The organism is Azospirillum largimobile (genome assembly GCF_977007025.2).
In genome coordinates this window covers 973,331-999,441 of sequence record NZ_CDRMUA020000001.1, presented here as the reverse complement: position 1 = coordinate 999,441, position 26,111 = coordinate 973,331, and the positions used below count along the sequence as shown (strand labels likewise).

The window sequence follows — 26,111 nt, the reverse complement described above, 5'->3', positions numbered from 1 at the left end:
CTTAGAACCTGGTTCCGAAGCTGAAGCGGATGAGCTCTTTCTTGTCGTAGCCTTCCTTGCGGATCGGCAGTGCGACATCGAGCCGGATGGGCCCGAACGGCGACTTCCACGACACGCCGGTGCCGATGGAGACGCGGATGGTCTCGTCATCCTTCACGTTCGGATCACTGATGTCGACCTTGCCGAGCGTACCGACATCGGTGAAGGCATGGCCGAGCAGGCCGAACTCTTCCGGCAGGCCGAAGGGGAAGCTCATTTCCACCGACGCGCGGGCATAGCGCGTGCCGCCCAGCGCATCGCCGGTGGACACGTCGCGCGGACCGATGCCGGCGGTGTTGAAGCCACGCAGCGTGTCGCCGCCGATGAAGAAGCGGTCGCCCAGTTGCACCTTCTGGCCGAGACCGTGGATATAGCCGATCTCGCCCGTGGTGCTCAGCACCCACTGGTCCTCGCCGAGAGGGATGTAATAGCCGGCGGCAAGCTTGTTGCGCAGGAAGCGCACCGAACCGCCGAGACCGGCGATGTCGTTGGTCAGCCGGATGAAATAGCCCTCGGTCGGCGTCAGCTTGCTGTTGCGGACGTCGTAGGTCAGCTCCTGGCCGATCAGCGAGGTCAGGCGGTTGCCGCGCTGCTCCTGGATGTACTTCGACGCGGTGGCCGGCACTTCCTCGATCTGCGTGTCCTGCAGCTGGTAATAGACGCGCTGGCGCATGCGCTCGGTCAGCGGATAGCCCAGGCGCAGGGCAAAGCCGGTGTTCTTCTCGTTGAACGAGCTTTCGTCCTGGTAGTTGTAGCGCGTCCGGAAGATGTCGACGCCGGCCGACAGGTCCCGGTCCATGAAGTACGGCTCCGTGAAGGAGATGTCGTACAGCTGGCGACGGCCCGACAGCGTGGCGCCCAGGCGCAGATCCTGGCCGCGGCCGAGCAGGTTGCGCTCGCGGATCGAGAAGTCGCCCAACGGACCGTCGGAGGTCGAGAAACCGGCACCGATCGAGATTTCACCGGTCGACTGCTCGGCCACATCGACGTTCACGACAGTGCGGTCGGGCACGCTGCTCTCGGCGGTGGTGATGTTCACACGCTCGAAGAAGCCCAGATCCTTGATGCGCTGCTCGGACCGCTTCAGCTTGGACGCGTTGAAGGGGTCGCCTTCGGACAGCAGCATCTCGCGGCGCACCACCTTGTCCAGCGTGCGGACGTTGCCGGTGATGTCGATGCGGTCGACGAAGGTGCGCGGCCCCTCGTTGATCTCATAGATGATGTCGATGGTACGGTTCTCGCGGTTGCGCGAAATCCGCGGCCGGACATCCACGAAGGCATATTGCAGGTCGCCGACGGCGTTCGTCAGCTTCGTGATCGTGTCTTCCACCTTCTGGGCGTTGTACCAGTCGCCTTCGGTGGTGGTCACGCTGTTCTGCAGGACCGTCGGGTCGAGCTGCTTCAGCGAGGTGTTGATGTCCACCTTGCCGAACTTGTAGCGCTCGCCTTCCTCGATCGTGAAGGTGATGAAGAAGTCCGACTTGTCGGGTGTGAGTTCCGCCACGGCCGAGACCACGCGGAAGTCGGCGTAGCCTTCCTTCAGGTAGAAGCGGCGCAGCAGGTCGCGGTCGTAGTTCAGACGGTCCGGATCATAGTTGTCGTCGGACGACAGGAAGCGCCACCAGGCGGATTCCTTGGTCTGAACCGCCTCGCGCAGACTCCCGTCGGAAAAATGCTCGTTTCCGATGAAGGTGATGCCGCGTACGCCGGTGCGCACGCCTTCATTGATCTCATAGACCAGATCGACGCGGTTCTGGTCGAGCTGGATGATCTTCGGCTCCACCGTCGCGGCGAATCGGCCCTGGCGGCGGTAGATTTCCTGAATGCGCTGAACGTCGGTCTGAACGCGGGTGCGCGTGTAGACGACGCGGGGACGCAGCTGGATTTCCTTCTCCAGCGTCTCCTTGTCGATGCGCCGGTTCCCCTCGAACGCGATGCGGTTGATGATGGGGTTTTCGGCCACCGTCACCACCAGCGCATCGCCCTCGCGCTTCAGCACCACGTCTGCGAACAGGCCGGTGTTGAACAAAGCCTTCAGCGACTGGTCGATCCGATCGGGATCGAACTGGTCGCCGGGCTGAATCGTCAGGTAGGAGCGGACCGTGGACGGTTCGATTCGCTGGGTGCCTTCGACCCGGATATCGCGCACCGTACCGCCGCTGAACACCTGGGCGACCATGGACCCGGAACCCGCAGGCGCCCGTCCGGGCGAGGCGGCGGTTTGGGCGTGGGCGACAGACACCGTCGTCATGGCGCAGCCGGCCAGCAGGCCCGCCACCAGAACTTTGCTCGACACCGGCAAATCACGCTCCCTGGCAAGGGGCTGGCTTTAGGAGACCAGTCCCCGGAAGAAATCGACCACGCGCAGTTGAACCAGGTCGTTCCACGTGGCGAAGACCATGAGCGTTAATACCAAGGCCAATCCAATTCGGAAACCGTATTCTTGCGCTCTCGCTCCGAGCGGCCGCCCGCGCAGCTTTTCGAAGGCGTAGAACAGCAGGTGGCCGCCGTCCAGCATCGGCACCGGGAAGAGGTTGATCAGCCCGAGGTTCACCGACAGGAAGGTCATGAACCAGATCAGCGGATACCAGCCGGATTGCGCCACCTCGCCCGACATCTGGGCGATGCGCAGCGGCCCCCCCAGCTCTTCCGTCCCGCGCGATCCCTGGACCATCTGGCCCAGCGCGGTGAAGGTGCCGGTGATCATGCCTGCGACTTCTCGTCCCGCCTGCCAGACCGCTGTCAGCGGATCGTGGCGCATCATTCCGACGCTGCCGCGGCTGATCCCGAGCAGGCCGATCTGATGGCTGTTGCCGAGTCGGTCGGTGACGGACTGCGAATCCGGCGTGGCGGTGACCGTCACCACCCGGCCGTCGCGCTTCAGTTCGATCGCCAGAGGCTGACCCGGCCGGATGGAAACGATCTGCCGGATTTCCTCGAAGCGCTGAACCCCGGTGCCATCGACCGACAGGATCAGGTCGCCAGGCTGGATGCCAGCACGCTCGGCGGCGCTGCCGGGCTGGATGCCGCCGACATCGGGCGGAGTGAAGGACTGCCCCGCCGTAATGAACAGCACGGCCAGCACGACGATGGAAAACAGGAAGTTGGCGATCGGCCCGGCGGCGACGATGGCCGCGCGCTGCCCCACCCGCTTGTGGTGGAAGGACACCGCCCGCTCCTCCTCCGACATGCCCGTGAGGTGGGCACCGGGCGTGCTGGCCGGGTCGGCGTCGCCGAACATCTTGACGTATCCGCCGAGCGGCAGCGCGCTGAACTTCCAGCGCGTACCGGCTTGATCGGTGAAACCAAACAGCTCCGGCCCGAAGCCGATGGAGAAGGTCTCGATCCGCACGCCGTTGCGCCGTGCGATCAAATAGTGGCCAAGCTCGTGCACGAAGACGAGCACGGTGAGGACCAGCAGGAAAGCCAGCACCGAGGTCCAGAAACCGCCGATTACGTCCATTTCAACCCTTGCGCCTTCCAGCGCCTCGAACGCGGATCATCGGCTGCCAACCGCCGTCGCACCGATGGCCTGAATGCGGCCGGCGGCAACCCGCCTGGCGTCCGCGTCGGCCTCCCGCACGGCGGCGAGATCGCGCAGCGGGCGGTGGGGCAACGCCGTCAACGTCTCCTCGACGATCCGTTCGATGTCGAGGAAGCCGATCCGGCGGTCGAGAAACGCCTGAACAGCCACCTCGTTGGCGGCACTGAGTATAGTAGGAGCGCCCCCACCGCTTTGCAAGGCGGCCCGGGCCAGCCGAAGTGCCGGGAATCGAACGGGATCCGGAGCCTCGAAGGTCAGGGTCGCGGCCTTGACCAGATCCAGCCGTTCCGCCGGTGTGGCAATGCGGGCGGGCCAGCCCAGCGCATAGGCGATGGGCGTGCGCATGTCCGGCGTGCCGAGCTGCGCCAGCACGGAGCCGTCGACATACTCGACCAGTGAATGGATGACCGACTGCGGATGGACCAGGACGTCGATCCGTTCCTCCGGGATGCCGAACAGGAAATGGGCTTCGATCAGCTCCAGCCCCTTGTTCATCATCGTGGCGCTGTCGACCGAGATCTTGGCGCCCATGTCCCAGGTCGGATGTGCCACCGCCTGCTCCCGCGTCGCCGCCGCCATGAAGGCGCGGTCCCTGGTGCGGAACGGGCCGCCGGATGCAGTGAGGATCAGGCGGGCGACGCTGTCGGTCCGCTCGAAATCGAAGACCTGATAGATGGCGGAATGCTCGCTGTCGACCGGCAGCAGCGTGGCGCCATGCGCCTTCACCTCCTCCATCATCAAGGAGCCGGCGCAGACCAGAACCTCCTTGTTGGCGAAGGCGACGATGGCGCCGCGGCGCACGGCGGCGAGCGTCGGCTCCAGGCCGGCGGCGCCGACGATGGCGGCCATCACCCAATCGGCGGGCCGCTCGGCGGCGGCGGCCACCGCCTCGGCACCGGCGGCAACCTCGATGCCGGTGCCGGACAAGAGGTCCTTCAACTCGGCATAGGCCGCGGGATCCGCGACGACGGCAAGACGGGCCTTGAGATCGCGGGCCTGCTTGGCCAGCAAGGCGACGTTGCGGTTGGCGGTCAGCGCCTCAACCGGGAAGCGCTCCGGATCGCGGGTGACGAGGTCCACGGTCTGCGTGCCGACCGAACCGGTGGAACCGAGGATCGTCACGCTGCGCGGCGCACCCGGCACCGCCTCCGCCTTCACCACCATGAGAGAACCGTTCCAACGGCCGCGTGGAACAAGGCCAACACCGGGGCCGCGGCCAGAAGCCCGTCGATGCGGTCGAGGATGCCGCCATGCCCGGGAATGAGCTGGCCGCTGTCCTTCACGTTGTAACGCCGCTTGACCGCCGATTCGAACAGGTCGCCGGCCTGCCCCACCACCGCGACTGCGGCGCCGACCAGAATGGCGATGTCCGGACGCGCCGCGCCGAAGGCAACGGCCACCAGCCAGCCGAACAGGGCGGAAGACAGCATGCCGCCGATCAGGCCGGCCCAGGTCTTCTTCGGGCTGATGCGGGGCGCCAGTTTCGGCCCGCCGATACTGCGGCCGGCGGCATAGGCGCCGATGTCAGTCGCCCAGATGGCGAACAGGACGAAGAGGAACAGCGAGAGCCCGACGTTCGGCAGATCGCGCAGCCAGATCAGCCCGGCCATGCCGGCGGCGACGTAGAACACGCCAAACCCGAGCAGACCGCGGTCACGGCCGCCCCCGACGATGGCGGTCAGAACGGAGAAGGCCGCCGCGACGCCCAGGCCCATGGCCGGACCGGCAGCGATCTGGGCCATCAGCGCGACGGCAATGCCGATCGCCGCCATCAACCGTGCGGGCAGGCGGCGGGCGCTGGGGACGATGTTGGTCCATTCGGATACGGCGACCACCGATCCGAAGGCGATGAGTGCATGGAACACCCAGCCGCCGAGCCAGACGGCGCCCAGCACGACAGGCGCCATGACAAGCGCCGACAGGGCGCGGACCTTCAGGTCCCCCGCCCTGGAAGGCTTCACCGGCGGAGTGGCCGAGACCGATGACTCAGCGGGACCCGGCGGTGGTGGCGCCGAAGCGGCGTTCCCGTCGGTGGAACTCTTCAATCGCCGCCTCCAGATCGCGCTTGGTAAAATCGGGCCAGAGGGTGTCCACAAAGACCAGCTCGGCATAAGCCGCCTGCCACAGCAGGAAATTGCTGATCCGCTTCTCGCCGCTGGTGCGGATGATCAGGTCGGGGTCGGGAATGTCGGCGGTGTAGAGCCGGGCCGACAGCGCGTCCTCGTCGATGGCGTCGGGCGACAGGCGCCCCGCCGCCACCTCCTCCGCCAGCCGGCGAGCGGCGTGGACGATCTCCAGCCGCGAGCCGTAGCTGAGGGCGACGACCAGCGTCATGACCCGGTTGTCGCGGGTCAGTCCCTCGGCATTGTCGATCAGACGATTGATGTCCTCCGACAACCGGTTGCGGTCGCCGATCACCCGCAGGCGGATGCCCGCCCGATGGAGTTCGGCGACCTCGCTGCGCAGATAGAAGCGCAGCAGACCCATCAGGTCGCTGATCTCCTCTTCCGGCCGGCGCCAGTTCTCCGAAGAGAAGCTGAAGATCGTCAGAGTGCCGATGCCAAGTTCGCGCGCCGCTTCCACGGTGCGGCGGACGGCGTCCACGCCCTTCTTGTGACCGGCGGTGCGCGGCAGGCCGCGCGCCTTGGCCCAGCGCCCGTTGCCATCCATGATGATGGCGACGTGCCCAGGGGCCGTGTTGGACCGGTTGTCGTCCGCTTCGCGCATTCCGGATCAGACCTGCATGATTTCCTTTTCTTTTTGCGCAAGCGTGTCGTCGACCAGCTTGATGTGCTGGTCGGTCAGCACCTGCACCTTGTCCGACTGGACCTTGTGCTCGTCCTGGGTAATCTCGCTGGCCTTCTCGGCCTTCTTCAGGCCGTCCATGCCGTCGCGGCGGATGTTGCGGATGGCGATACGGCACTGCTCGGCGTATTTGTGGGCGACCTTCGCCAGTTCGGCGCGGCGCTCCTGCGTCAAGTCGGGCAGCGGCACACGGATGACCTGCCCCTCGGCCTGCGGGTTCAGGCCCAGCCCGCTGTCGCGGATGGCCTTCTCGACAGCCTTGGTCATGCCGCGGTCCCACACCTGCACGGAGATCAGGCGCGGCTCCGGAACGGAGACGGTCGCCACCTCGCGCAGGTGCATGCGGCTGCCGTAGGCCTCCACCATCACCGGTTCCAGCAGGTTGGACGAGGCGCGGCCAGTGCGCAGACCGCCCAGTTCCTTGCGAAATGAGTCGAGCGCGCCTTCCATGCGGCGCTTCAGATCCGATAGGTCGGGCGCAGCCACGGGCCTACTCCCTTTCTTCCGTTATGATGGTGTGCTTGCCACGGCCCTGCATCACTTCGGCGAAGGCGCCGGGCGTATGGATCGAGAAAACCAAAATGGGAATGTGGTTCTCGCGCGACAGCGCGATCGCCGAAGCGTCCATCACCTGCAGTTCCTTGGTCAGGACATCCATGTAGGTGAGGCGTTCGTAATGCTGGGCCGACGGATCCTTCTTCGGATCGGCGGTGTAGACGCCGTCGACCTGCGTGCCCTTCAGCAGACCGTCGCAGCCCATTTCCGAGGCGCGCAACGCCGCGGCGGTGTCGGTCGTGAAGAAGGGATTGCCGGTCCCTGCGGCGAAGATCACCACCCGGCCCTTTTCCATGTGGCGGACGGCGCGGCGCCGGATATATGGCTCGCAGACCGTCGACATGGGGATGGCCGACTGCACGCGGGTGCTGACGCCCATCCGTTCGAGCGCGCTCTGCATCGAGAGCGCGTTCATCACGGTGGCGAGCATGCCGATGTAGTCGGCCGAGGCGCGCTCCATGCCGCTCGCCGCACCCTTGACACCCCGGAAGATGTTCCCCCCGCCGATGACCAGACTGACCTGGACGCCGAGTGCGATGACCGCCTTCACCTCGCTGGCGATGCGGTTCACCATCTCCGGGTCCAGACCATAGTCGCGCTGACCCATCAGCGCCTCGCCCGACACCTTGAGGAGGACGCGCTTGTAGCGGACGCCCTCTGTCGGTGCGGTGGTCCCGGTGGTTTCGACCATGGGGGGAACGCTCCCTTGCTGTTTCGGAATGCGGCGTGCGGACCTAAGCGCTCGACCTTACCGGTCTCAGCCCTGACCGCCGGCGGCGGCAGCGACCTCGGCGGCGAAGTCCGTCTGGGCCTTCTCGATGCCCTCGCCCAGCGCGAAGCGGGTGAAGGCCGTGACCTTGACCGGAGCGCCGATGTCCTTGGCGGCGTTCTCCACCACCTTGCGGACCTTGGTCTCGCCGTCGATCACGTAGGTCTGCTCCAGCAGGCAGACTTCCTCGTAGTACTTGCGGACGCGGCCTTCGACCATCTTCTCGATGATGTTCTCCGGCTTGCCCGAAGCGCGGGCCTGCTCGGCCAGCACGTTGCGCTCACGCTCCAGCGACGAGCTGTCGACGTCGGCGATGTCCAGCGCGTCCGGACGGGCGGCGGCGATGTGCATGGCGATCTGCTTGCCGAGGTCGGCCAGCTTGCCGGCATCGCCGGTCGACTCCAGGGCGACCAGAACGCCGATCTTGCCCAGGCCCGGCGCGATGGCCGAGTGGACGTAGCTGACGACGACGCCGGCCGAGACCGACAGCGTGACGGCGCGGCGCAGGTTCATGTTCTCGCCGACGGTGGCGATCAGGCTGGTCAGCTCATCCTGGGCGGTGTGCGAGGTGCCCGGATAGGCCGCGGCCTTGAGGGCCTCGACGTCGCCGGCGCTGGTCAGGGCCAGCTCGGCGGCCTTGGCGGCGAAAGCCTGGAACTTGTCGTTGCGGGCGACGAAGTCGGTCTCGGCGTTCACCTCGACGACGGCACCCTTGGTGCCGGCGGTGGCGACGGCGACCAGACCCTCGGCGGCGACGCGGCCCGACTTCTTGGCGGCGGCGGCGAGGCCCTTCTTGCGCAGCCAGTCGACGGCGCCCTCGAGGTCGCCCTGCGTCTCGTTCAGCGCCTTCTTGCAGTCCATCATGCCCGCGCCGGTCTTCTCGCGCAGTTCCTTGACGAGCGAGGCGGTAATCTCGGCCATGTTGCGCCCTCTTCCTTCCAAGCGATCCGGCAGGCGGATCGGATTGAGTCACAAAGTCAAAACGGGTGGCAACCCATAAAAAAGGCAGCCGGGCCATAGGTCATAAGGCCCGGCTGCCCTTCAACCGTCAGGGTCAGGCCTGCGCGGCGGTCTCGGCGGTCTCTTCCTCCGGCAGCTGCTCGGCCGGGGCGTCCTCGGCGGCGCCGACGTCGATGCCGGCGGCGCTCATCTCGGCCTGCAGGCCGTCAAGCACGGCGCCGACCGTCAGGTCGCAGTACATCTCGATGGCGCGCAGCGCGTCGTCGTTGCCGGGGATCGGGAAGGCCACGCCGTCCGGATCGGAGTTGCTGTCGAGAACCGCGATGACCGGGATGCCCAGCTTGTTGGCTTCCTTGACCGCGATCGACTCCTTGTTGGTGTCGATGATGAAGATGACGTCCGGCAGGCCGCCCATCTCCTTGATGCCGCCCAGCGCACGCTCCAGCTTGTCGCGCTCGCGGGTCAGCTCCAGCACTTCGCGCTTGGTCAGGCCCGAGGTGTCGCCGCCCAGACGCTCTTCCATCTCGCGCAGGCGCTTGATCGACTGGGAGATCGTCTTCCAGTTGGTCAGCATGCCGCCGAGCCAGCGGTGGTTGACGTAGTACTGGCCGCACTTGGCGGCAGCCTCGGCGATACGCTCCTGCGCCTGGCGCTTGGTGCCGACGAACAGGACGCGGCCGCCGCCGGCGACGACGTCACGCACGGCCTGCAGGGCGCGGTGCAGCATCGGGACGGTCTGCTCGAGATCGATGATGTGCACGCCATTGCGCACGCCGAAGATGTACTGGTTCATCTTCGGGTTCCAGCGGCGGGTGTGGTGGCCGAAGTGGACACCGGCTTCCAGCAGCTGGCGCATGGTGAAGGTGGGCATGGTCATGTGGAAAAAATCCCTTTTTCCGGTTGCTCCGCCGCGGGCATTGTCGAGAGCGCATGGAAACCATGGCTGACGACACCGGATCGGGCCATCGGGGTAAAACCGAGGGTCCGCCAGCCCGCGTGAGGTTTTGACGACGGCGCTTACATAGCCCCGCGCGCGTATGTTGACAAGGAAAAAGGCCACCCGGACCTGCGTCCGGATGGCCTTTTCAGCAAACCGCCAAGGACTGGCGAAAGTTCCTTTAGGCCTGCGGCGCGGACGGTGCTGCGACCTTCGGCTTGGGCAGGTCCAGCTTCAGGTGAAGCTCGCGCAGACGGGCGGTGTCGACCGGCGCCGGGGCCTGCATCAGAAGGTCTTCCGCACGCTGGTTCAGCGGGAAGGCGATGACTTCGCGGATGTTCGGCTCGTCGGCCAGCAGCATGACGATGCGGTCGATGCCCGGGGCCGAGCCGCCGTGCGGCGGGGCGCCCAGCTTGAACGCACTCAGCATGCCGCCGAATCGGGCTTCCAGTTCCTCCGGCGGATAGCCGGCGATCTCGAAGGCCTTGTACATCACTTCCGGCAGATGGTTGCGGATGGCGCCCGACGACAGTTCCACGCCATTGCACACGATGTCGTACTGGTAGGCCTTGATGTCGAGCGGGTTCATCGTCTCCAGCGCCTTCAGGCCGCCCTGGGGCATGGAGAACGGGTTGTGGCTGAAGATGACCTTGTTGGTCTCTTCATCCAGCTCGTACATCGGGAAGTCGACGATCCAGCAGAAGCGGAAGGCGTTCTTCTCGATCAGGTCCAGTTCCTCGCCGATGCGGGTGCGGGCGAAGCCGGCCAGCTTGGCCGCCGGGCCGGGCTGGTCGCAGACGAAGAAGATGGCGTCGCCGTCTTCCAGACCGGCCAGCTCGCGCAGCTGGGCTTGCGCCGCCTCCGGCACGAACTTGGCGATCGGACCCTTGCCGCCGCCGGCTTCCATGACGATGTAGCCGAGGCCGGGAGCGCCGAGGCCGCGAGCCCAGTCGTTCAGCTTGTCGAAGAAGCTGCGCGGACGGTCGGAGACCTTCGGGGCGCGGATGGCGCGGACGACGCCGCCCTTCTCCAGCGTCTGCTTGAAGGCGCGGAATTCGACGTCGTCGCGCTTGAACACCTCGGTCACGTCGGTGATGACCAGGGGATTGCGCAGGTCCGGCTTGTCGTTGCCGTACTTCAGCATCGACTCGGCGAAGGAGATGCGGCGGAACGGCAGGCCGTCGATGGCCGGCTTCGAGTCGCGGCGGAAGCCGCCGAACTCGTCGAAGATGCCGTGCAGTACCGGCTCGATGGCGGCGAAGACGTCTTCCTGGGTGACGAAGGACATCTCGAAATCGAGCTGGTAGAACTCGCCCGGGCTGCGGTCGGCGCGGGCATCCTCGTCGCGGAAGCAGGGGGCGATCTGGAAGTAGCGGTCGAAGCCGGCGACCATCAGCAGCTGCTTGAACTGCTGCGGCGCCTGCGGCAGGGCGTAGAACTTGCCGGGATGGTTGCGGCTGGGCACCAGATAGTCGCGCGCACCCTCAGGCGAGGACGCGGTGAGGATCGGCGTCTGGAATTCGGTGAAGCCCTGGTCGATCATGCGGCGGCGCGCCGAGGCGATCACACGCGACCGCAGCATGATGTTCTCGTGGATGCGCTCGCGGCGCAGGTCGAGGAAGCGGTAGCGCAGGCGAACGTCTTCGCCGGCATCCGTGTCCTGGTTGACCTGCAGCGGAATCTGCTCCGCCTCGCCTTCGACGGTGAGTTCGGCGATCTGCAGCTCGATGCGGCCGGTGGGCAGCTTGTCGTTGATGGTCTCGGCCGTACGCTTCACCACCTTGCCGGTGACGGTGATGACCGATTCCAGCTTCAGCCGGTTCGCGACCTCGAAGGCCGGGTTGGAGGTATCGACCACGCACTGCGTCAGGCCGTAATGGTCGCGCAGGTCGATGAACAGCAGCTGTCCATGGTCGCGCTTCCGGTTCATCCAGCCCGACAGGCGGACGGTCTCGCCGGCATTCTCTTCACGAAGCTGGCCGCAGGTGTGCGTGCGGTAGGGGTGCATGGGTCGAAACACCTTGAAAAGGTCGGATTCCGGCGGAAAAAGCGGTCCGACACACCACACCGGACGCGCGCGAAAGTCAAGCCGCGATAGGGTGGAGCGTGCGTCCGCGGTGGTCGAAATGGAACGTTTGAAACGCCGTGAAACGCTTTCCGGCGCCCTGTTCACCTGTTCAACATCCCCTTCCCGGCCGTCACGCCGTCCAGTCGACCACAGTTTAACACCGCCGCCGCGCGGCAATAAGCGCGAGAGGAAAATCCGCCCGCGGCGCCCCCTGCCCTGCAGCCCGCGCATCCCTTTTTCAGCGTGCAGCGTCCCGGCGCTTCGGCGGACTTTCAAGCACCCGTTCGGTCGTGTATGAAGCAACCATGACGCTCATCACGACAACCGACGCCCTCCAGGCCTTCTGTCAGTCGCTGGCCGGGGCCGAGTACATCACGGTCGACACCGAGTTCCTGCGGGAAAAGACCTATTGGCCGCAATTGTGCCTCGTGCAGGTCGGCGGACCCGACGGCGCGGTCGCCATCGACCCGCTGGCCGAGGGCATCGACCTTGCGCCGCTTTTCGCGCTGATGAGCGACCCGTCGGTGCTGAAGGTGTTCCATGCCGCCCGCCAGGACGTGGAGATCTTCTGGCACCTGTCCGGCCAGATCCCGCATCCGCTGTTCGACACGCAGGTCGCGGCGATGGTCTGCGGCTTCGGCGAGAGCGTCGGCTACGAGACGCTGGTGACCAAGCTGGCCGGCGCCCGCATCGACAAGTCCAGCCGATTCACCGACTGGTCCCACCGCCCGCTGACCGAGCGGCAGCTGACCTACGCCCTGTCCGACGTGATCCACCTGCGCCCGGCCTATGAGAAGCTGAAGCGCCGCCTCGCCCGCTCCGGCCGGTCACACTGGCTGGAGGAGGAGATGGCGATCCTCACCGATCCGGCGACCTATCAGGTCGACCCGGAAAGCTCGTACCTGCGGCTGAAGGTGCGGACCAACAAGCCGCGCTTCATGGCGATCCTCAAGGAACTGGCGGCGTGGCGCGAGCGCGAGGCGCAGCGCCGCGACCAGCCGCGCTCCCGCGTGCTGCGCGACGAAGCCCTGCTTGAGATCGCCGCCCACGCTCCGACCACCGTCGACGATCTCGCCCGCACCCGCGGGCTTGGCCGCGGCTTCGCGGAGGGGCGGCAGGGGGCCGACGTGCTGGCCGCCGTGCAGGCGGGGTTGGACCTGCCCGACAGCGCCCTGCCCCGCGTCGAGCCGCGCGAGGAACCGCCGCCCGGACTGCAACCGATCGTCGAGCTTCTGCGCGTGCTGCTGAAGATGAAGTGCGACGAGAACAATGTCGCGGCGAAGCTGGTGGCCTCGTCTTCCGAGTTGGAGGCTCTGGCCGCCGACGACGCCGCGGACATTCCGGCGATGCACGGATGGCGGCGCGAGCTGTTCGGCAATGATGCCCTCGCCCTGAAGCACGGAAAGATCGGACTTGCGGTCATAGACCGTCGCGTCCGCATCGTTCCCGCCGGAGAACCGCGTCCGTCGGCCGAGCCGGTCGACTCGGAAACTTGACCTTTTCGGATGGCGTCGCTTCGATGATTGCCGCGCCCCGAACGCGCCCTTAGGGCGCCTTCGGGGCTCTTTGCCGCGGTCCGGACCCACCCGCGTCCTGACTTTGGCCTTAAGGGCTTTTTAAAGAAAGTTACCGTTAAAATCCGTTCGGCTACGCAGGATTCGCCGGGTTCCCGGCGCCTGGGGGGCCGCGGTTCCGGCTGGGCGCAAGGCACCGGACCGGACATGAAGGCTGCCGAACAACGAGCGGCCGTTGATACGGGTGGTTGGCAGGCGTGACGCTTGTTGTGGGAGTGAGCATCGTATGAGCAGGTTTGGCGGCAGACCACCGGTTGGACGGGACCGTGTCCGGCTTTCCACAACGGAAAAGCAGGCCGCCGTCGCCGCCGCCAAGGACCAGAAGCCGGATTTCGACAACGACAAGCTCCTGAACCTGCTGCGGTCGGCGAAGAACGAACTGCAGGGCATGCGGCTGATCCACATGCATTTGTCGCTGCTGAAGGACCGCGACCCGACCAGCCAGATGATGGTGCGCTCGATCATCCAGGAACTGGCGACCAAGGCGTCCTACCTGCAATCCTTCAACATCTCCAACGGCGACGTCATCATCCTCTACAAGGGGCTGAAGCTGACCGGCGTCACCGACGTCTGCCAGACGGTCGAACAGGTTTTCCTGTCGAAGACGACGCTGACGGGACCGAACCCCTACAAGGAATACTCGCTCTACTCGATCATGGAACTGGCGTTGAACTTCATCAACGTCATCCGCTTCATCGAGGAGCTTCAGGCGAACGAGACCGGCAACCACGTCACCGAAACCAAGCCGCCGATCACGCTGGAGGAACTGGGCAAGCTCGAACGCTCGATGCAGATGTTCGATTTGTCGCCCTTCCTGTTCAACCAGGGCATCGCCAACATCGGCAGCGGCGAAGCGGAGATGGAGTATTACGAGCTCTACATCTCCATCAAGCTTCTCCAGGAACGGCTCTGCCCGGATTACGACATCACAGCCAACAAGTGGCTGTTCAACTATTTCACCGCCAACCTCGACCAGTCGGTCCTGCGCGCGCTGAACCATGGGCTCAGCTTCATGCGGGGGCGGCGGATCGGCATCAACATCAACCTGTCCACCGTCATCTCAACCGGCTTCGTGAAGTTCGACGAACGCCTGCCGATCGATTTCCGCGGGCAGGTGGTGCTGGAGGTGTCCAAGGGCGACCTGATCGAAAACCTGCCGCTGTTCAACGAGGTGGTGGAGTTCGCCCAGGACCGCCGTTACCAGATCGCGGTGGACGGGCTGAATCCTTTCTGGGTGACGAATTTCGATCTTGAATACCTGAACGCGGACTACGCGAAGATCTTCTGGTCGAACGACATGCTGGAGATGGACCCGTCGTTCGAGAAGTTCTTCCGCGACCGCATCGCCGAACAGGACCGCTGCAAGTTCATCCTGGCCCGTTGCGACAGCGTGTCGAGCCTGGTCTACGCCCACAAGATGGGCATCAAGCTGGTCCAGGGCCGGGCGGTGGACAACATCATGCGCAAGGGCGTCAGCGTCCGCGAGGCCATCGCCCACGCCAAGGTGGATTGAGAACCACGCTCAAGGCTTGCGCGGGGCCTGACGCAACAGCCCGTCGGTCCAGGACGGCGGCAGCAGCGCCAGCAGCCACACCGCGGCCATCATCGGCCAGGGGAAGGCGATGCGCGCCGCATTGCGCTCCAACCCTCGGCGGATGACGCGGGCGGCGGCCTCCGTCTCCATCAGGAATGGCATGGGGAAACGGTTCACCGCGGTCATGCGGCTCTTGACGAAGCCGGGGCAGATGACCGAGACGCCGATCCCCTCCCCGGCCAAATCGCCGCGCAACGCCTCGCCATAGACCCGCACCATCGCCTTGCTGGCGCAATAGGCCGGCGCGCCGGGAAGGCCGCGGAATCCGGCCAGCGACGCCATCACGGCGATTTGCCCGCGCCGCCGCGCCCGCATCGCCGGAAGCAGCGGATGGATGCTGTTCAGAACACCGTCGATGTTGACCGCCAGGATGCGCCGGGCCTGTTCCTCCGTCTCGCCGCCATCGCCGGTGCCGGCCGACATCCCGGCATTGGCGATCAGCAGGTCGACCGGCTCGGCGGCATCGACCCGCGCCAACCACTCTGCCATCGCCGCCCGGTCCGCCACGTCGATCACCGCCGTGTCCACCCGGGCCCCGGCGGTGCGGCAGCGCTGCGCCACCGCCTCCAGCCTTGCGGAGTCGCGGCCGGTCAGTGCCAGGGCGACGCCAGTGGCGGCATAAAGCAGCGCCAGGGCCTCGCCGATTCCGCTCGACGCGCCGGTGATGACGATGGACCTGGGGGCGGACCGGGGGGCGGACCGGGGGGCGAAACGGGAGGTGGATCGCGGCTGCTTCATGAAATCTCCGCCCTGCTCGTCGGTCCAAATCCGGCGCCGGAGCTTGTTGTGGGGTGACGTCGAGTTTATAAGCACGACACCAACCGACACCGCTTTTCAAGTGAGGCCGCCTTTGCCCGCCCATCGCCCCGTCATTGCCAGCATGACCGGTTTCGCACGCGTCGACGGGCACGGCGACGGCTATTCCTGGACCTTCGAAGCCAAGAGCGTCAATGGCCGCAGCCTGGACCTGCGTTGCCGCCTTCCGTCGGGCTTCGACAGCATCGAGGCCGTGGCCCGCGCCGAGCTGCCGAAGCGGCTTGCCCGCGGCAACGTCAACCTGACGCTGACCGTCAACCGCGCCCAGGCGGTGTCGCAGCTCCGCATCAACCGGGAGCTTCTGGCCCAGGTGCTGGAACTCGCCCGCGAGATCGAGGGAGCCGGCGCCGCTCCGCCGCGGCTGGATTCGCTGCTGGCCGTCCGCGGCATCATCGAGCCGGTGGAAGAGGACGAGACCGAATCACGCGAGCGCGTCGAATCGGCGCTGAAGGCCGACCTCGCCAAGCTGATCGGCCAGCTGGTGGACAACCGGCTCGCCGAGGGTGCCCGCATCGCCGAGGTGCTGAACGGCCATCTGGATGAGATCGCCCGTCTGGTCGATGCGGCCTCGGCCTGCGCCTCCACCCAGCCGGAAGCGCTGCGCGAGAAGCTGCGCGCACAGGTCGCCGCCATTCTCGGCTCCTTCCCGGCCCTGTCGGAGGACCGCCTGGCCCAGGAGGCCGCCATCCTGATCGGCAAGGCCGACGTGCGGGAAGAGCTGGACCGCCTGCGCGCCCACATCCAGGCGGCGCGCGACCTGATGGCGGAGGGCGGGGCCATCGGCCGCCGGTACGACTTCCTGTGCCAGGAGTTCAACCGCGAGGCCAACACGCTGTGTTCCAAGTCGGCGGACGTCGAACTGACCCGCATCGGCCTGTCGCTGAAAGCCTCGATCGAGCAGCTTCGCGAGCAGGTCCAGAACATCGAATGATCACCACCACCGAGTGAACGCCATGGCTGCGACCAACACCCCCCTGATCCACCGGCGCGGCCTGATGCTGGTGCTGTCCTCCCCCTCGGGCGCCGGCAAGACGACCATCGCCCGCGGCCTGCTGGAGCGCGATGCCGGCATCACCATGTCGGTCTCGGTGACCACGCGGGCGATGCGTCCCGGCGAGGCCGAGGGGCTGGATTATTACTTCATCGACCAGCAGCGTTTCGACCGCATGGCCGAGACCGGCGACCTGCTGGAGCATGCCCGCGTCTTCGGCAATTGCTATGGCACGCCGCGCGTGGCGGTGGAGGATGCGCTGGCCGCCGGCCGCGACGTGCTGTTCGCCATCGACTGGCAGGGCGCGCAGCAGCTGGCGCAGAACGCCCGCGACGATCTGGTCAGCGTCTTCGTCCTGCCGCCGACGGTCAGTGAACTGGAGCGCCGCCTGCGCGGCCGCGGTCAGGACTCGGAAGAGGTCATCGCCAACCGCATGGCCAAGGCGTCCAACGAGATCAGCCACTGGCCGGAATACGACTACGTCATCGTCAACCACGATGTGGACGAAAGCATCGCCGCGGTCTTGTCGATCCTGCGCGCCGAACGGCTGCGCCGCCGCCGTCAGGTCGGCCTGCCGGAATTCGTGCGCAGCATCCAGGACACTCTGTAATTATTTGATAGGAAACGGCTTCGCCCGCACCTTGATTTCATGGTCGGGCGCGCCGTCGCTGCCGTCCGGCCGCTTGCCGCGGTAATAGCCCTTCTGCCAGCGTTCCTGCGCCGCCGTGCTGCCGGGGGTTTGCAGGTCGGTGTTGAATTGGCTGCGCGAGGCTGCCCACGCGCGGTATTGCGCCGCGGTTTCCGGATCGCTGTCGAGATCGCGGACCTCCGGTTCCAGGCTTTCCACCAGCCCGCGCTGGATCGGCATCAGATGGGCGAAGGGTTCACCCTTCTCCCAGGTCACCGGCACGCCGGGCGCGGTGAATTTCCAGTTCATGGTGAAGGGATAGGGCGACCAGTCGGTCTCGATGATGCCCGACAGGCCGAGGATCCCGTGCTTCGGGTGGTTCAGCGGCCCGGTCACCATCAGGTTCACGCCCGGCGGCGTCCGGAACAGGGCCGCGACATGGAAGGTCAGCACGCCGCTGCCGAAATGGCTGGCCGGCAGCAGCGGGTGCGGTTCCTCGGCCGTGACGGCGATGGCATCCAGCCCGGTGCCGCCATCCCAGACCGCCGTCACCCGCACCGGGCAACAGACCTCCCACCCGTGCATGCTGGCGATGTTCAGCGGCAGGCAGCGGTAGCCGTATTGCTCCGGCAGTGCGTCGATCCAGTCGCGCGTCGGGCGCGCCGGGCGGATGTCGGGCATGGCCCCCGACAGCGGATAGGCGATCAGTGTCATAGTGCCGCATCCTGCCAGATTTCCGGCCCAAGGTACCCGGCGGATCGCGAAGATCACAACCGGTTACGTGTCCATCGGGATTATCCCTATGCCTCCGTTAGGGATTGCGTCAACGCCCGATACTCCAGTATGAGTGGCGCATTCCATTAGGGACTGATCATGTAAGCGGGTCGCGATGCGCCGGAGCGTTCCGGCGGCGGAGTCGCGCGTTTGGGGTGGAACAAGGCGATGATCGACAAACTTCACAGCATCAAGGCGAAGCTCCTGATCCTTCTGGGGCTGTTCCTCGTCACCATCCTGGTGGCCGGCATCTGGTCCGCGACGTCCAAGCGCGAGACCATGGTGGAGGGATACCGCAACTCGATTCAGGCGGTGGTGCAGACCTCGTTGTCGATCATCAAGTCCTACGATGCCCGCGCCGCCAAGGGCGAGTTCAGCCGCGAAGAGGCGCAGACACAGGCCAAGGCCGCCCTGCGCGCGCTGCGCTTCTTCGGCAGCGAGTACATGTTCGGTTACGAGTTCGACGGGACCAACGTCTTCCACGGCGTGCGCGCCGATCTGGAAGGCACCCGCAAGCTGGCCGATTTCAAGGACAGCAACGGTGTCCTGGTGATCCGCGGGCTGATTGATTCGGCGAAGTCCAATGACGGCTTCCTGATCTACAACTTCCCCAAGGCCAGCGGCGGCGAACCGGTGCCGAAGCTCGCCTTCGCCGCGATCTACGAGCCCTGGGGCTGGATGATCGGCACCGGCGTCTACATCGACGACGTGGATGCCGCCTTCCGCCGCACGCTGCTGGAAACGCTGGTGGTCACGCTGGTCGCGTCGGTCCTGCTCGGGCTGTTCGGCTTCCGTCTGGTGTCGCGCATCTCCAAGGGGCTGGACGGCATCAGCACCGCGACCGGCCGCATCGCCAAGGGCGATCTCGCCACGCAGGTCGGCGGAACGGAACGCCGCGACGAGGTGGGCGCGCTCGCCCGCTCGGTCGAGACGCTGCGGCTCAGCGCCGTCGAGGCGGAGGAACTGCGCCGCCGCCACACGGCCCTGGAGCAGGAGGCCGAACAGGCCCGTCGCGCCACCATGTCCCGCCTCGCCGACGAGTTCGAAAGCACGGTCGGCGGTTTGGTCCGTTCGGTCGCCGAATCGGCCGGCCAGCTGACCCACACCTCCGGTGCGATGAGCAGCGGGGCGGAGCAGACCACCCGCCTGATGGACGGCGCTGCCCGCGCGGCGGAAACCACCTCGGGCAACGTCCAGGCGGTGGCCGGCGCGACCGAGGAACTTGCCGCGTCGATCCGCGAGATCGCCCAGCAGATCGCCGAATCCACCACCGGCTCCGCCCGCGCGGTGGAGGACGTCCGCCGCACCTACGCACTGATCGAACAGCTGGACGGCGTCGCCCGGCGCACGGTGGAGGTGGTGGACCTGATCCGCTCCATCGCCGAGCAGACCAACCTGCTGGCGCTGAACGCGACCATCGAGGCGGCGCGCGCCGGCGAGGCCGGCAAGGGTTTCGCCGTCGTCGCCAGCGAAGTGAAGAATCTCGCCAACCAGACGGCCAAGGCAACCGACGACGTGCAGGCGCAGATCGCCGCCATGACCGACGCCACCTCGTCGGTGGTGGAGGCCATGCGCGGGGTCGGCGGCGCCATCGAGACGGTGAACAACGTCGCGTCCAGCATCTCCGCCGCCATCGAGGAGCAGGGTGCCGCCACCCGCGACATCAGCCAGAACGTCAACGAGGCGGCGCAGGGCGTCAGCTCGGTGTCCGACAGCCTGAACCTCGTCTGCAGCCACGCCACCGCCACCGGTCAGGCCTCCACCGAGGTGGCCGCCGCCGCCCGTGCGGTGGGTGAGCGGGCCGACCGCATGCTGAACGAGGTCTCGGCCTTCGTCGCCCGCATCCGTCAGGGCTGATCGGCCGGAAGGCGCGCGTCCGGGGGGAGGCGCGCGCCGGATGCAATCCGCAACAATCCGCGCTATGGATTGAGTCCTGCGAAGCGCTTGCACACGGGACCTCATGACCTCCCCCACCCCCGCCGCCTCCCATTCCACCGCCGCCCGGCGCGGCTGGCTCGACGAGGCGCTGCGGCGCATCGAGGCGGACGTGAACCGGTCCGCCGACACCCATCTGCTGCGGCTGCCGATCCCGTCGGCGCCGGGGATCACGCTGTACCTGAAGGATGAATCGACCCACCCGACGGGCAGCCTGAAGCACCGGCTGGCGCGGTCGCTGTTCCTCTATGCGATCTGCAACGGCTGGGTGCGCGAGGGCACAACGGTGATCGAGGCTTCGTCGGGCTCCACCGCCGTGTCGGAAGCCTATTTCGCCCAGCTGCTCGACCTGCCCTTCGTCGCCGTGGTGCCGCGCAACACCTCCCCGGCCAAGATCGCGCAGATCGAGTTCTACGGCGGCCGCTGCCACATGGTGGAGCGCGCGTCGGAGGTCTGTTCCGAGGCGCAGCGGCTGGCCCAGGCCTGCAACGGCCATTTCATGGACCAGTTCACCTATGCCGAGCGCGCCACCGACTGGCGCGGCAACAACAACATCGCCCAGTCGATCTTCGAACAGCTGGCGCAGGAGCCCCATCCGGTGCCGGACTGGATCGTCTGCGGCGCCGGCACCGGCGGCACCTCCGCCACCTTCGGGCGCTATGTCCGCTACCGCCGGCTGCCGACCCGCATCTGCGTCGCCGACCCCGAACATTCGGCCTTCTTCGAGGGCTTCCGTGACGACAACCCGCAGGCCGATGTCGGCCGTGGGTCGGGCATCGAAGGCATCGGACGGCCGACGGTCGAGCCGTCCTTCCAGCCGACGGTGATCGACCGCATGATCCGCGTGCCCGACGCCGCCAGCATCGCCGCGGTGTGGGTGCTGCGCGACCGGCTCGGCCGCGCCTGCGGCGGTTCCACCGGCACCAATCTGGTGGGGTCCATCGACCTGATCGCGGGAATGATGCGGGACGGCCGGCAGGGCAGCGTCGCCACCCTGATCTGCGACCCCGGCGACCGCTATATGGGCACCTACTTCAACCGCGACTGGCTGGCCTCGGCCGGGCTGGACATCGCCCCGTGGTGCGAGCGGATCGACGGCTTCTTCCGCACCGGCGCCTGGAGCGGCGACGGGCTAGAGGCCGCCGAGCGGTGACGGGAGGATCGCGGCGATGACGCGCATGCGGATCCGCATCGATTTCGACAGCGGCGGTTCGATCGGCCCCGGCAAGATCGCGCTGCTGGAACGGATCCGTGAGACCGGCTCGATCTCCGCCGCCGGGCGGGCGCTGGGCATGTCCTACCGCCGGGCCTGGCTGCTGGTGGACGACCTCAACCGCATCTTCCGCGAACCGGTGGTCAGCGCGGCGGTGGGCGGGAAGCATGGCGGCGGGACCGTGCTGACTGCGTTTGGCGCAGAGGTCATCGACCATTACCGCGCCGTCGAACGCGAAGCCCGCGTGGCGACCGCCCACCGGCTGGCGGCACTGGCGGCCGGGATCAACCCGGATTACGGAGCGGACAAGCAGGCCGATGATGGCAGCTTCGCCAACGATCCGGGACTGAAGCCGGGATGCGGGGCGGAGTGACGGCCGCCCCCTCCCTCAGTAGTCCTTCTCATAGACCAGCCCGAACTGCGTGTCGGAATTGGCGCCGACCGAGGCGGTTCCCTTCAGGTTCTTGGTGATGTCGACTTCGACCTTCGCCCGGCTCTGGTTGGCGCCGATGCCCTGCTCGACGCCGACATAGACGCGGTCGCTGACATAGCGTCCCGCCTGCACCGCACCGCCCTTGCCATTCTCGCCCTGGGTGAAGTCCAGCCGGTCGACGCCGATGCTGCGGCGCACGCGGTCCAGGATGCCGCCGCCCCCGCCGCCGACGCCGGCCAGCGCCGCCGCCGACTGGGCAAGCTGCACCGCCTCCGCCGCGCTCAGGTCGCCGACCGACTTGCCGAACAGCACGCCGGCCAGCACCTCGTCCTGGGGCAGCCCCTGGGGCGAGGTCAGTTCGATCTTGGGCTGGCGGGGGGTGCCGCTGACCACCACCTGCGCGGTGATGCCGTTGGCCGTCGCTTCGGCCAGCAGGTCGAGCCGGGGATCGAGACCGCCGTCGAAGTCGAAGATGCCGCGCTTGAACTCGAAATTGCGGGCGAGCAGGTTCAGGCTGCCCTTCAGGATGGTGAAGCGGCCGGTCAGCTCGGGCGCCGCCGCGGTTCCGCCGACCCGCAGGTTGCCGCCGAGTTCCGCATCTAGCCCGCGACCGCGCACAAAGATCTGGTTGGGCGCGTTCACCGTCATGTCCAGCGCCAGCACGAAGGGCGTTGCCGCGGGCGGCGCCTCCTCCGGCTGCGGGATGCGCCGGGTGCCGCCGGATGTCGAGACCTGGGTGGTGCCGCGGGCGCGGCCCTTGCCGACCTCCGACACCTTCAGATCGACGACGCTGGCCGGCATGCGGTCGGGGATTTGAATCTCGGCACGGCGGATATCGACCGGTCCGGCCAGCCGCGCATTGGCGAAGCCGCCTGTCAGCGTCAGGTTCGCCCCGATCTCCGCCGTCGCGATGTCGATCTCGACCAAGCGGGCGTTGTCGGCCTTCAGCGCGATGTCGAGCTGCCGGTCGGCCGGAGCCGCCGGGCGGATGACGCCGCTGGCGCTGATGGCGCCGCCGTTGCGGGTCCGGCCCTGGAAGCCCTGGATGGTGAAGACGTCGCCGTCGCCGACCAGACGCGCCTGGATGTTGGTGATGACGGCACCCGACGCCCGGTTCTCGTAGCGCCCGTTCGCCAGCACGACGGAGCCGCCGAGCGACGGCTTCTCCACCGTGCCGCCGGCCCGCACGTCGAGCTGCAGCGACCCGCGCGCCCGGTCGCCCGACGACGCCAGAAGGTCGTTCGCCAACGACAGGTCCAGCGTGCCGTTGACCGCCGCCTCCAGCGCGCCGTTCGGAGGCAGGCTGACGGCATAGCTGTCGGGGTCCATCACCAGCGGCACGGCGGCGTTGGCGGTCAGGGTGCCGGCATTCTTCGGCATGGCGATGCGGCCGGTCATCGACAGCCGGCGGTCGCGCCACTGCGCGTCCACATTGGCGTCGATGCCCGGCAGGCCGGCCTGCGTCGTCTGCTGCGCCTTCAGCCCGCTGACGCGCAGGGTGGCGTCGGCCCGCGGGCTGCGCAGCGTTCCGCCCAGCGAGGCGCGCGCGTTGGCGACGCCGTCCAGCCGCAGCGTCGGGCTGGCGAGCTTCGCCAGGGCGAGCGGCAGCCGGTCGATCGTCAACTCGCCGCTCAGCCGGTCGCCGTTCAGGCCAAGGTCGGCGGCCAGACGGGCATTGCCCGACGACAGCCGCAGTTCCTTAACCTCGTACCGCCGTTCGGCCAGCAGGATGGTGGCGGGGGCGGTCATCCGCAGCTCCTCCCCGGCATAGCGCGCCTGCAGGCGGTCGAGCCGGATGCGGGTCGCCTCCCCCTCCCGCGTCAGATTGCCGGCGAGATCAAGGGCGACCGGCTGGGCCCCCGCACCCGCGGCGTTGGCCTGGAAGGAGGCCTTGGCCAGCGAGCCGTCGACCGAGGCGATGACGCTGCGCAGGTCGTTTCCGGCGGCGTTTCCGTCGGTCATCTCCACCCGCGCCTTGCCGCTGGGAGTGCCGAGCGCGTCGGCGACATCGGCCCGTGCGGTCAGGCGGCGGGCGGTCAGCAGCGGTCCGCCAGAATTCTCCCCTTGGCCCTCCACCCGCAGGTTGGTGGCGTCGGCAGTCAGGTTGGCCGCCTGCTTGCCGCCCTTGCCGTCAAGCGCCAGCGCGAAGGTCGCCCCGCCGCCGAGCGGCATGCCGGCCAGTTCCGACAGGCCGTTCAGGTTGGGCAGCGCACCTTCCAGCCGTCCGGTGACGAGCAGGGTGTCGAGCGCCACCTGGGCCTGACCGGTGATGCGGTTCGCCCCGTTGGCGATGGTCAGCGCATCCAGCCGCAGCGTCTGCTCGCGCAGCGCATAGCGCCCGTCGAGCGCCAGCGGCGTCTTGTCCAGGTTGGTGCGGGCCGACACCGTGCCGTTCGGCGTCGCCGGCAGGCCGGATGCCGTGGCCTGCACGTCGGTGGCGCCCAGACGGCGGCCCTGGACCACGAGGTCGCGGGCGTTCAGCTTCGCCTGCGCCTCGATGGCGTCGAGCGGACCGCGGGCGGTGGCCTCCAGCGTCGCCGATCCCTCCATTGGGGTGCCGAGCGCGCCGCCCAGCGGCTCCAGCTTCGCCACCGTCAGGGTGGTGCGGGCATCGACCTGGTTGTTCGCCAGCGCGGCATTGCCGGTCAGCTTGCCGTTGCGGCCGTCGATCGTCAGGTCGGTCAGGCGCATGGCGCCGTCCGGCTCCATCCGCGCCGCCAGCGCCAGCGTCGCCTTGTCGCCCAGCACCGCGTCGGCCGGCGTGCCGGTGGCGAGACGGTCGAGGCTGCCGGTCAATTCGGTGGTGAGCACGCCGTCGGCACCGCGCCGCACCGGACCGGAGAGAGCGACCGCCCCCGCCAGTGGACGGCCGGCGAGGTCCGACAGCGGGGCGAGGTCGTCGGCGCCGGCGGACAGCGTCAGGTCGGCGGTCTGGCCCCAGCCGCCGATGGTCCCCTTCGCCTCCGCCCGCGCGGCGGCGGCATTCAGCGCCAGCGTTTCCAGGCCGACCTGTCCGCTGCCGACGTCGATCCGCGCGCGGGCGGCGAGCGACGTCTCCGGCCCGGTCAGGCGGGACAGAGCCGGATCATCGGCGGCGAGGTCGCGTAGCGTGGCGTTCACCGCGACGTTCAGCGCGTTCAGTGCGCCCTCGGCCGAGCCCTCCACCACGCCCTCGCTCCAGGACAGCGGGACCAGCGGATGCAGGGTGGACTCCGGGCCGGCCTGCAGGGTCCAGCGCAGGTTCAGGCTGTTGTAGTCGGACGCGATGTCGCCGTTCACCGTGGCGGTCGCGGCGGCGACGGTCAGCGCCAGCGGACGGACGGTGATGGCACCGCTCGGCGCCCGCAGCACGCTGGCGTTCAGCGTCGGGGTGGGACCGATCAGCGGGGTCACCGTTTCCCCCGCCAGCCCGGCGATCAGGGGGGCGAAGTTGCCGCCGGCCGCCAGCGTCAGGGCATGGCCCTCCGGCACCTTCTTGATGGTGGCGTCGGCGTTCAATGTGCCGACGGGGGCTGCGGCCTCGCCGGACACGGCGGCCAGCTTGCCGGCCCAGTCGTCCAGCGTGCCGTCGCCCTTCAGCGTCACCTGCACCGGTGGCACGCCGGGGGTGGACAGGGCGCGGGCCATGACGCCGCCGGCCGGTTCCGACGCATCGACCGAGAGGGCCAGCGTGTTCTCGTCCGGCTTGTAGGCGGCGGCGATATCGGCTTTGCCGGGCTTGTCGTCGATGCGCGCCACCGACAGGGTGGTGTCCAGCGCCCCGCCGCTGTGCGCCAGTTCCGCCGCCCCGGTGATGCGCAGCACCGCCGGCTCGCCGAGCAGGGCCGGTCCCAACTCCAGCCGCTCCACCACCAGCTTGTCGAGGTCGATGTCGACCGGCAGGCTGGGCAGCAGCGGGGCGTTGGGATCGGACGGTGCGGCGGGCTGGGTGCTGATGGGCGCGCGGGTGACGACGACGGAGGCCGCTTCCAGCGAATCGATCTTGGCGCTGCGCAGGAACAGGGCGGACGGCGACATCACCACACGGAGCCGGTCGATGGTCAGCCAGACGCCCTGGCTGTCGGCCAGCGTGACGGTCGTGATGGTGAAGTCGGTGGGGATGCTGCCCTCGATGGTGCCGAGCTTCAGATGCATGTCCGGCGATTCGACCGCGCCTTCGATCTTCTCCGTCAGCCATTCCCTCGCCGAATCGCCGAACAGTGAGAAGGCCCTTGCGGGCTGCGGACCGGCCAGCAGGCCGGCCAGGATCGTCAGACCGACCAGAAAAATGCGAACCGCCGTCACACCACGCCCTTTCACCAGCACGACCACCCCCGGCAGACCTCCTGCGGAGGACCACCTTTGTCTCAACCGCAATAAGCGCTCATCGTCCCCAAGGATTGGGACGAAATTGCGCCATCCGCTTCATGCCCTCTCCCGCCTCTCGCACAAACTTTGTTTGTGCTGACGGCGTCAGGCGGATCGAAGATCCGCTGA

General features: G+C 67.6%; 20 protein-coding genes. 7 read left to right on the top strand and 13 right to left on the bottom strand.

Annotation, left to right across the window (positions count from 1 at the left end):
* Position 1: 1 nt before the first annotated feature.
* The 10 genes from bamA to aspS form a co-directional block, all read right to left on the bottom strand.
* Positions 2-2,290, bottom strand: a complete 2,289-nt coding sequence (gene bamA / locus ACWPKK_RS04585; protein WP_414637214.1) for an outer membrane protein assembly factor BamA — start codon at positions 2,288-2,290, stop codon at positions 2-4.
* 78 nt (positions 2,291-2,368) lie between these two features.
* Positions 2,369-3,502 carry an RIP metalloprotease RseP gene (rseP, locus tag ACWPKK_RS04580; RefSeq protein ID WP_452001356.1) on the bottom strand — a complete coding sequence of 378 codons (1,134 nt, stop codon included), beginning with the start codon at positions 3,500-3,502 and terminating at the stop codon, positions 2,369-2,371.
* Between the two features lie 36 nt (positions 3,503-3,538).
* Entirely contained in the window at positions 3,539-4,747 is a 1,209-nt protein-coding gene (locus ACWPKK_RS04575) for a 1-deoxy-D-xylulose-5-phosphate reductoisomerase (RefSeq protein WP_452001355.1), read from the bottom strand.
* Complete coding sequence (locus ACWPKK_RS04570; protein WP_452001353.1) at positions 4,738-5,544, bottom strand: phosphatidate cytidylyltransferase; 807 nt, start codon at positions 5,542-5,544, stop codon at positions 4,738-4,740. Before ACWPKK_RS04570 ends, ACWPKK_RS04575 begins: the two co-directional genes overlap by 10 nt.
* A gap of 25 nt (positions 5,545-5,569) precedes the next feature.
* On the bottom strand, positions 5,570-6,310 hold the full coding sequence (locus ACWPKK_RS04565; RefSeq protein WP_452001351.1) for an isoprenyl transferase: 741 nt from the start codon (positions 6,308-6,310) through the stop codon (positions 5,570-5,572).
* A gap of 6 nt (positions 6,311-6,316) precedes the next feature.
* Positions 6,317-6,874, bottom strand: a complete 558-nt coding sequence (gene frr, locus ACWPKK_RS04560) for a ribosome recycling factor (protein ID WP_414637212.1) — start codon at positions 6,872-6,874, stop codon at positions 6,317-6,319.
* Between the two features lie 4 nt (positions 6,875-6,878).
* On the bottom strand, positions 6,879-7,634 hold the full coding sequence (gene pyrH, locus ACWPKK_RS04555) for a UMP kinase (RefSeq protein WP_149223387.1): 756 nt from the start codon (positions 7,632-7,634) through the stop codon (positions 6,879-6,881).
* Between the two features lie 66 nt (positions 7,635-7,700).
* A complete protein-coding gene (gene tsf, locus ACWPKK_RS04550; RefSeq protein WP_324870196.1) occupies positions 7,701-8,633 on the bottom strand; it encodes a translation elongation factor Ts in 933 nt (310 codons plus the stop codon).
* 133 nt (positions 8,634-8,766) lie between these two features.
* Entirely contained in the window at positions 8,767-9,549 is a 783-nt protein-coding gene (rpsB, locus tag ACWPKK_RS04545) for a 30S ribosomal protein S2 (protein ID WP_045580009.1), read from the bottom strand.
* 241 nt (positions 9,550-9,790) lie between these two features.
* Positions 9,791-11,617 carry an aspartate--tRNA ligase gene (gene aspS / locus ACWPKK_RS04540; RefSeq protein ID WP_310114095.1) on the bottom strand — a complete coding sequence of 609 codons (1,827 nt, stop codon included), beginning with the start codon at positions 11,615-11,617 and terminating at the stop codon, positions 9,791-9,793.
* A 365-nt stretch (positions 11,618-11,982) separates the two neighbouring features.
* Here aspS and rnd point away from each other — a divergent pair, with 365 nt between their 5' ends.
* Positions 11,983-13,173, top strand: a complete 1,191-nt coding sequence (gene rnd, locus ACWPKK_RS04535; protein ID WP_452001348.1) for a ribonuclease D — start codon at positions 11,983-11,985, stop codon at positions 13,171-13,173.
* Positions 13,174-13,477: 304 nt separating this feature from the next.
* On the top strand, positions 13,478-14,764 hold the full coding sequence (locus ACWPKK_RS04530) for a hypothetical protein (RefSeq protein WP_452001347.1): 1,287 nt from the start codon (positions 13,478-13,480) through the stop codon (positions 14,762-14,764).
* Between the two features lie 9 nt (positions 14,765-14,773).
* On the opposite strand, the gene ACWPKK_RS04525 is transcribed toward ACWPKK_RS04530, so the two are convergent.
* A complete protein-coding gene (locus ACWPKK_RS04525) occupies positions 14,774-15,583 on the bottom strand; it encodes an SDR family NAD(P)-dependent oxidoreductase (protein WP_452001345.1) in 810 nt (269 codons plus the stop codon).
* Between the two features lie 142 nt (positions 15,584-15,725).
* Here ACWPKK_RS04525 and ACWPKK_RS04520 point away from each other — a divergent pair, with 142 nt between their 5' ends.
* Together ACWPKK_RS04520 and gmk are read left to right on the top strand one after the other, a co-directional pair.
* Complete coding sequence (locus ACWPKK_RS04520; protein ID WP_324871842.1) at positions 15,726-16,592, top strand: YicC/YloC family endoribonuclease; 867 nt, start codon at positions 15,726-15,728, stop codon at positions 16,590-16,592.
* 22 nt (positions 16,593-16,614) lie between these two features.
* Positions 16,615-17,262 (top strand): guanylate kinase, encoded by a 648-nt coding sequence (gene gmk / locus ACWPKK_RS04515; RefSeq protein ID WP_452001344.1) that lies wholly within the window; start codon positions 16,615-16,617, stop codon positions 17,260-17,262.
* Here the strand turns inward: gmk and ACWPKK_RS04510 are convergent, their stop codons facing one another.
* The gene (locus tag ACWPKK_RS04510; RefSeq protein ID WP_452001342.1) at positions 17,263-17,994 is read right to left on the bottom strand and encodes a DUF6065 family protein; all 732 of its coding nucleotides are present in this window, start codon (positions 17,992-17,994) and stop codon (positions 17,263-17,265) included.
* Between the two features lie 228 nt (positions 17,995-18,222).
* On the opposite strand from ACWPKK_RS04510, the gene ACWPKK_RS04505 reads away from it, so the two are divergent.
* The 3 genes from ACWPKK_RS04505 to ACWPKK_RS04495 all read left to right on the top strand — a co-directional run bounded on the left by ACWPKK_RS04505 (position 18,223) and on the right by ACWPKK_RS04495 (position 21,575).
* Complete coding sequence (locus tag ACWPKK_RS04505) at positions 18,223-19,911, top strand: methyl-accepting chemotaxis protein (RefSeq protein ID WP_452001341.1); 1,689 nt, start codon at positions 18,223-18,225, stop codon at positions 19,909-19,911.
* Between the two features lie 103 nt (positions 19,912-20,014).
* The gene (locus tag ACWPKK_RS04500) at positions 20,015-21,142 is read left to right on the top strand and encodes a PLP-dependent cysteine synthase family protein (protein WP_452001339.1); all 1,128 of its coding nucleotides are present in this window, start codon (positions 20,015-20,017) and stop codon (positions 21,140-21,142) included.
* Between the two features lie 16 nt (positions 21,143-21,158).
* A complete protein-coding gene (locus ACWPKK_RS04495) occupies positions 21,159-21,575 on the top strand; it encodes a winged helix-turn-helix domain-containing protein (protein ID WP_452001337.1) in 417 nt (138 codons plus the stop codon).
* A 15-nt stretch (positions 21,576-21,590) separates the two neighbouring features.
* Here ACWPKK_RS04495 and ACWPKK_RS04490 read toward each other — a convergent pair whose 3' ends face one another.
* Positions 21,591-25,946, bottom strand: a complete 4,356-nt coding sequence (locus ACWPKK_RS04490) for a translocation/assembly module TamB domain-containing protein (protein WP_452001335.1) — start codon at positions 25,944-25,946, stop codon at positions 21,591-21,593.
* Positions 25,947-26,111: the final 165 nt, after the last annotated feature.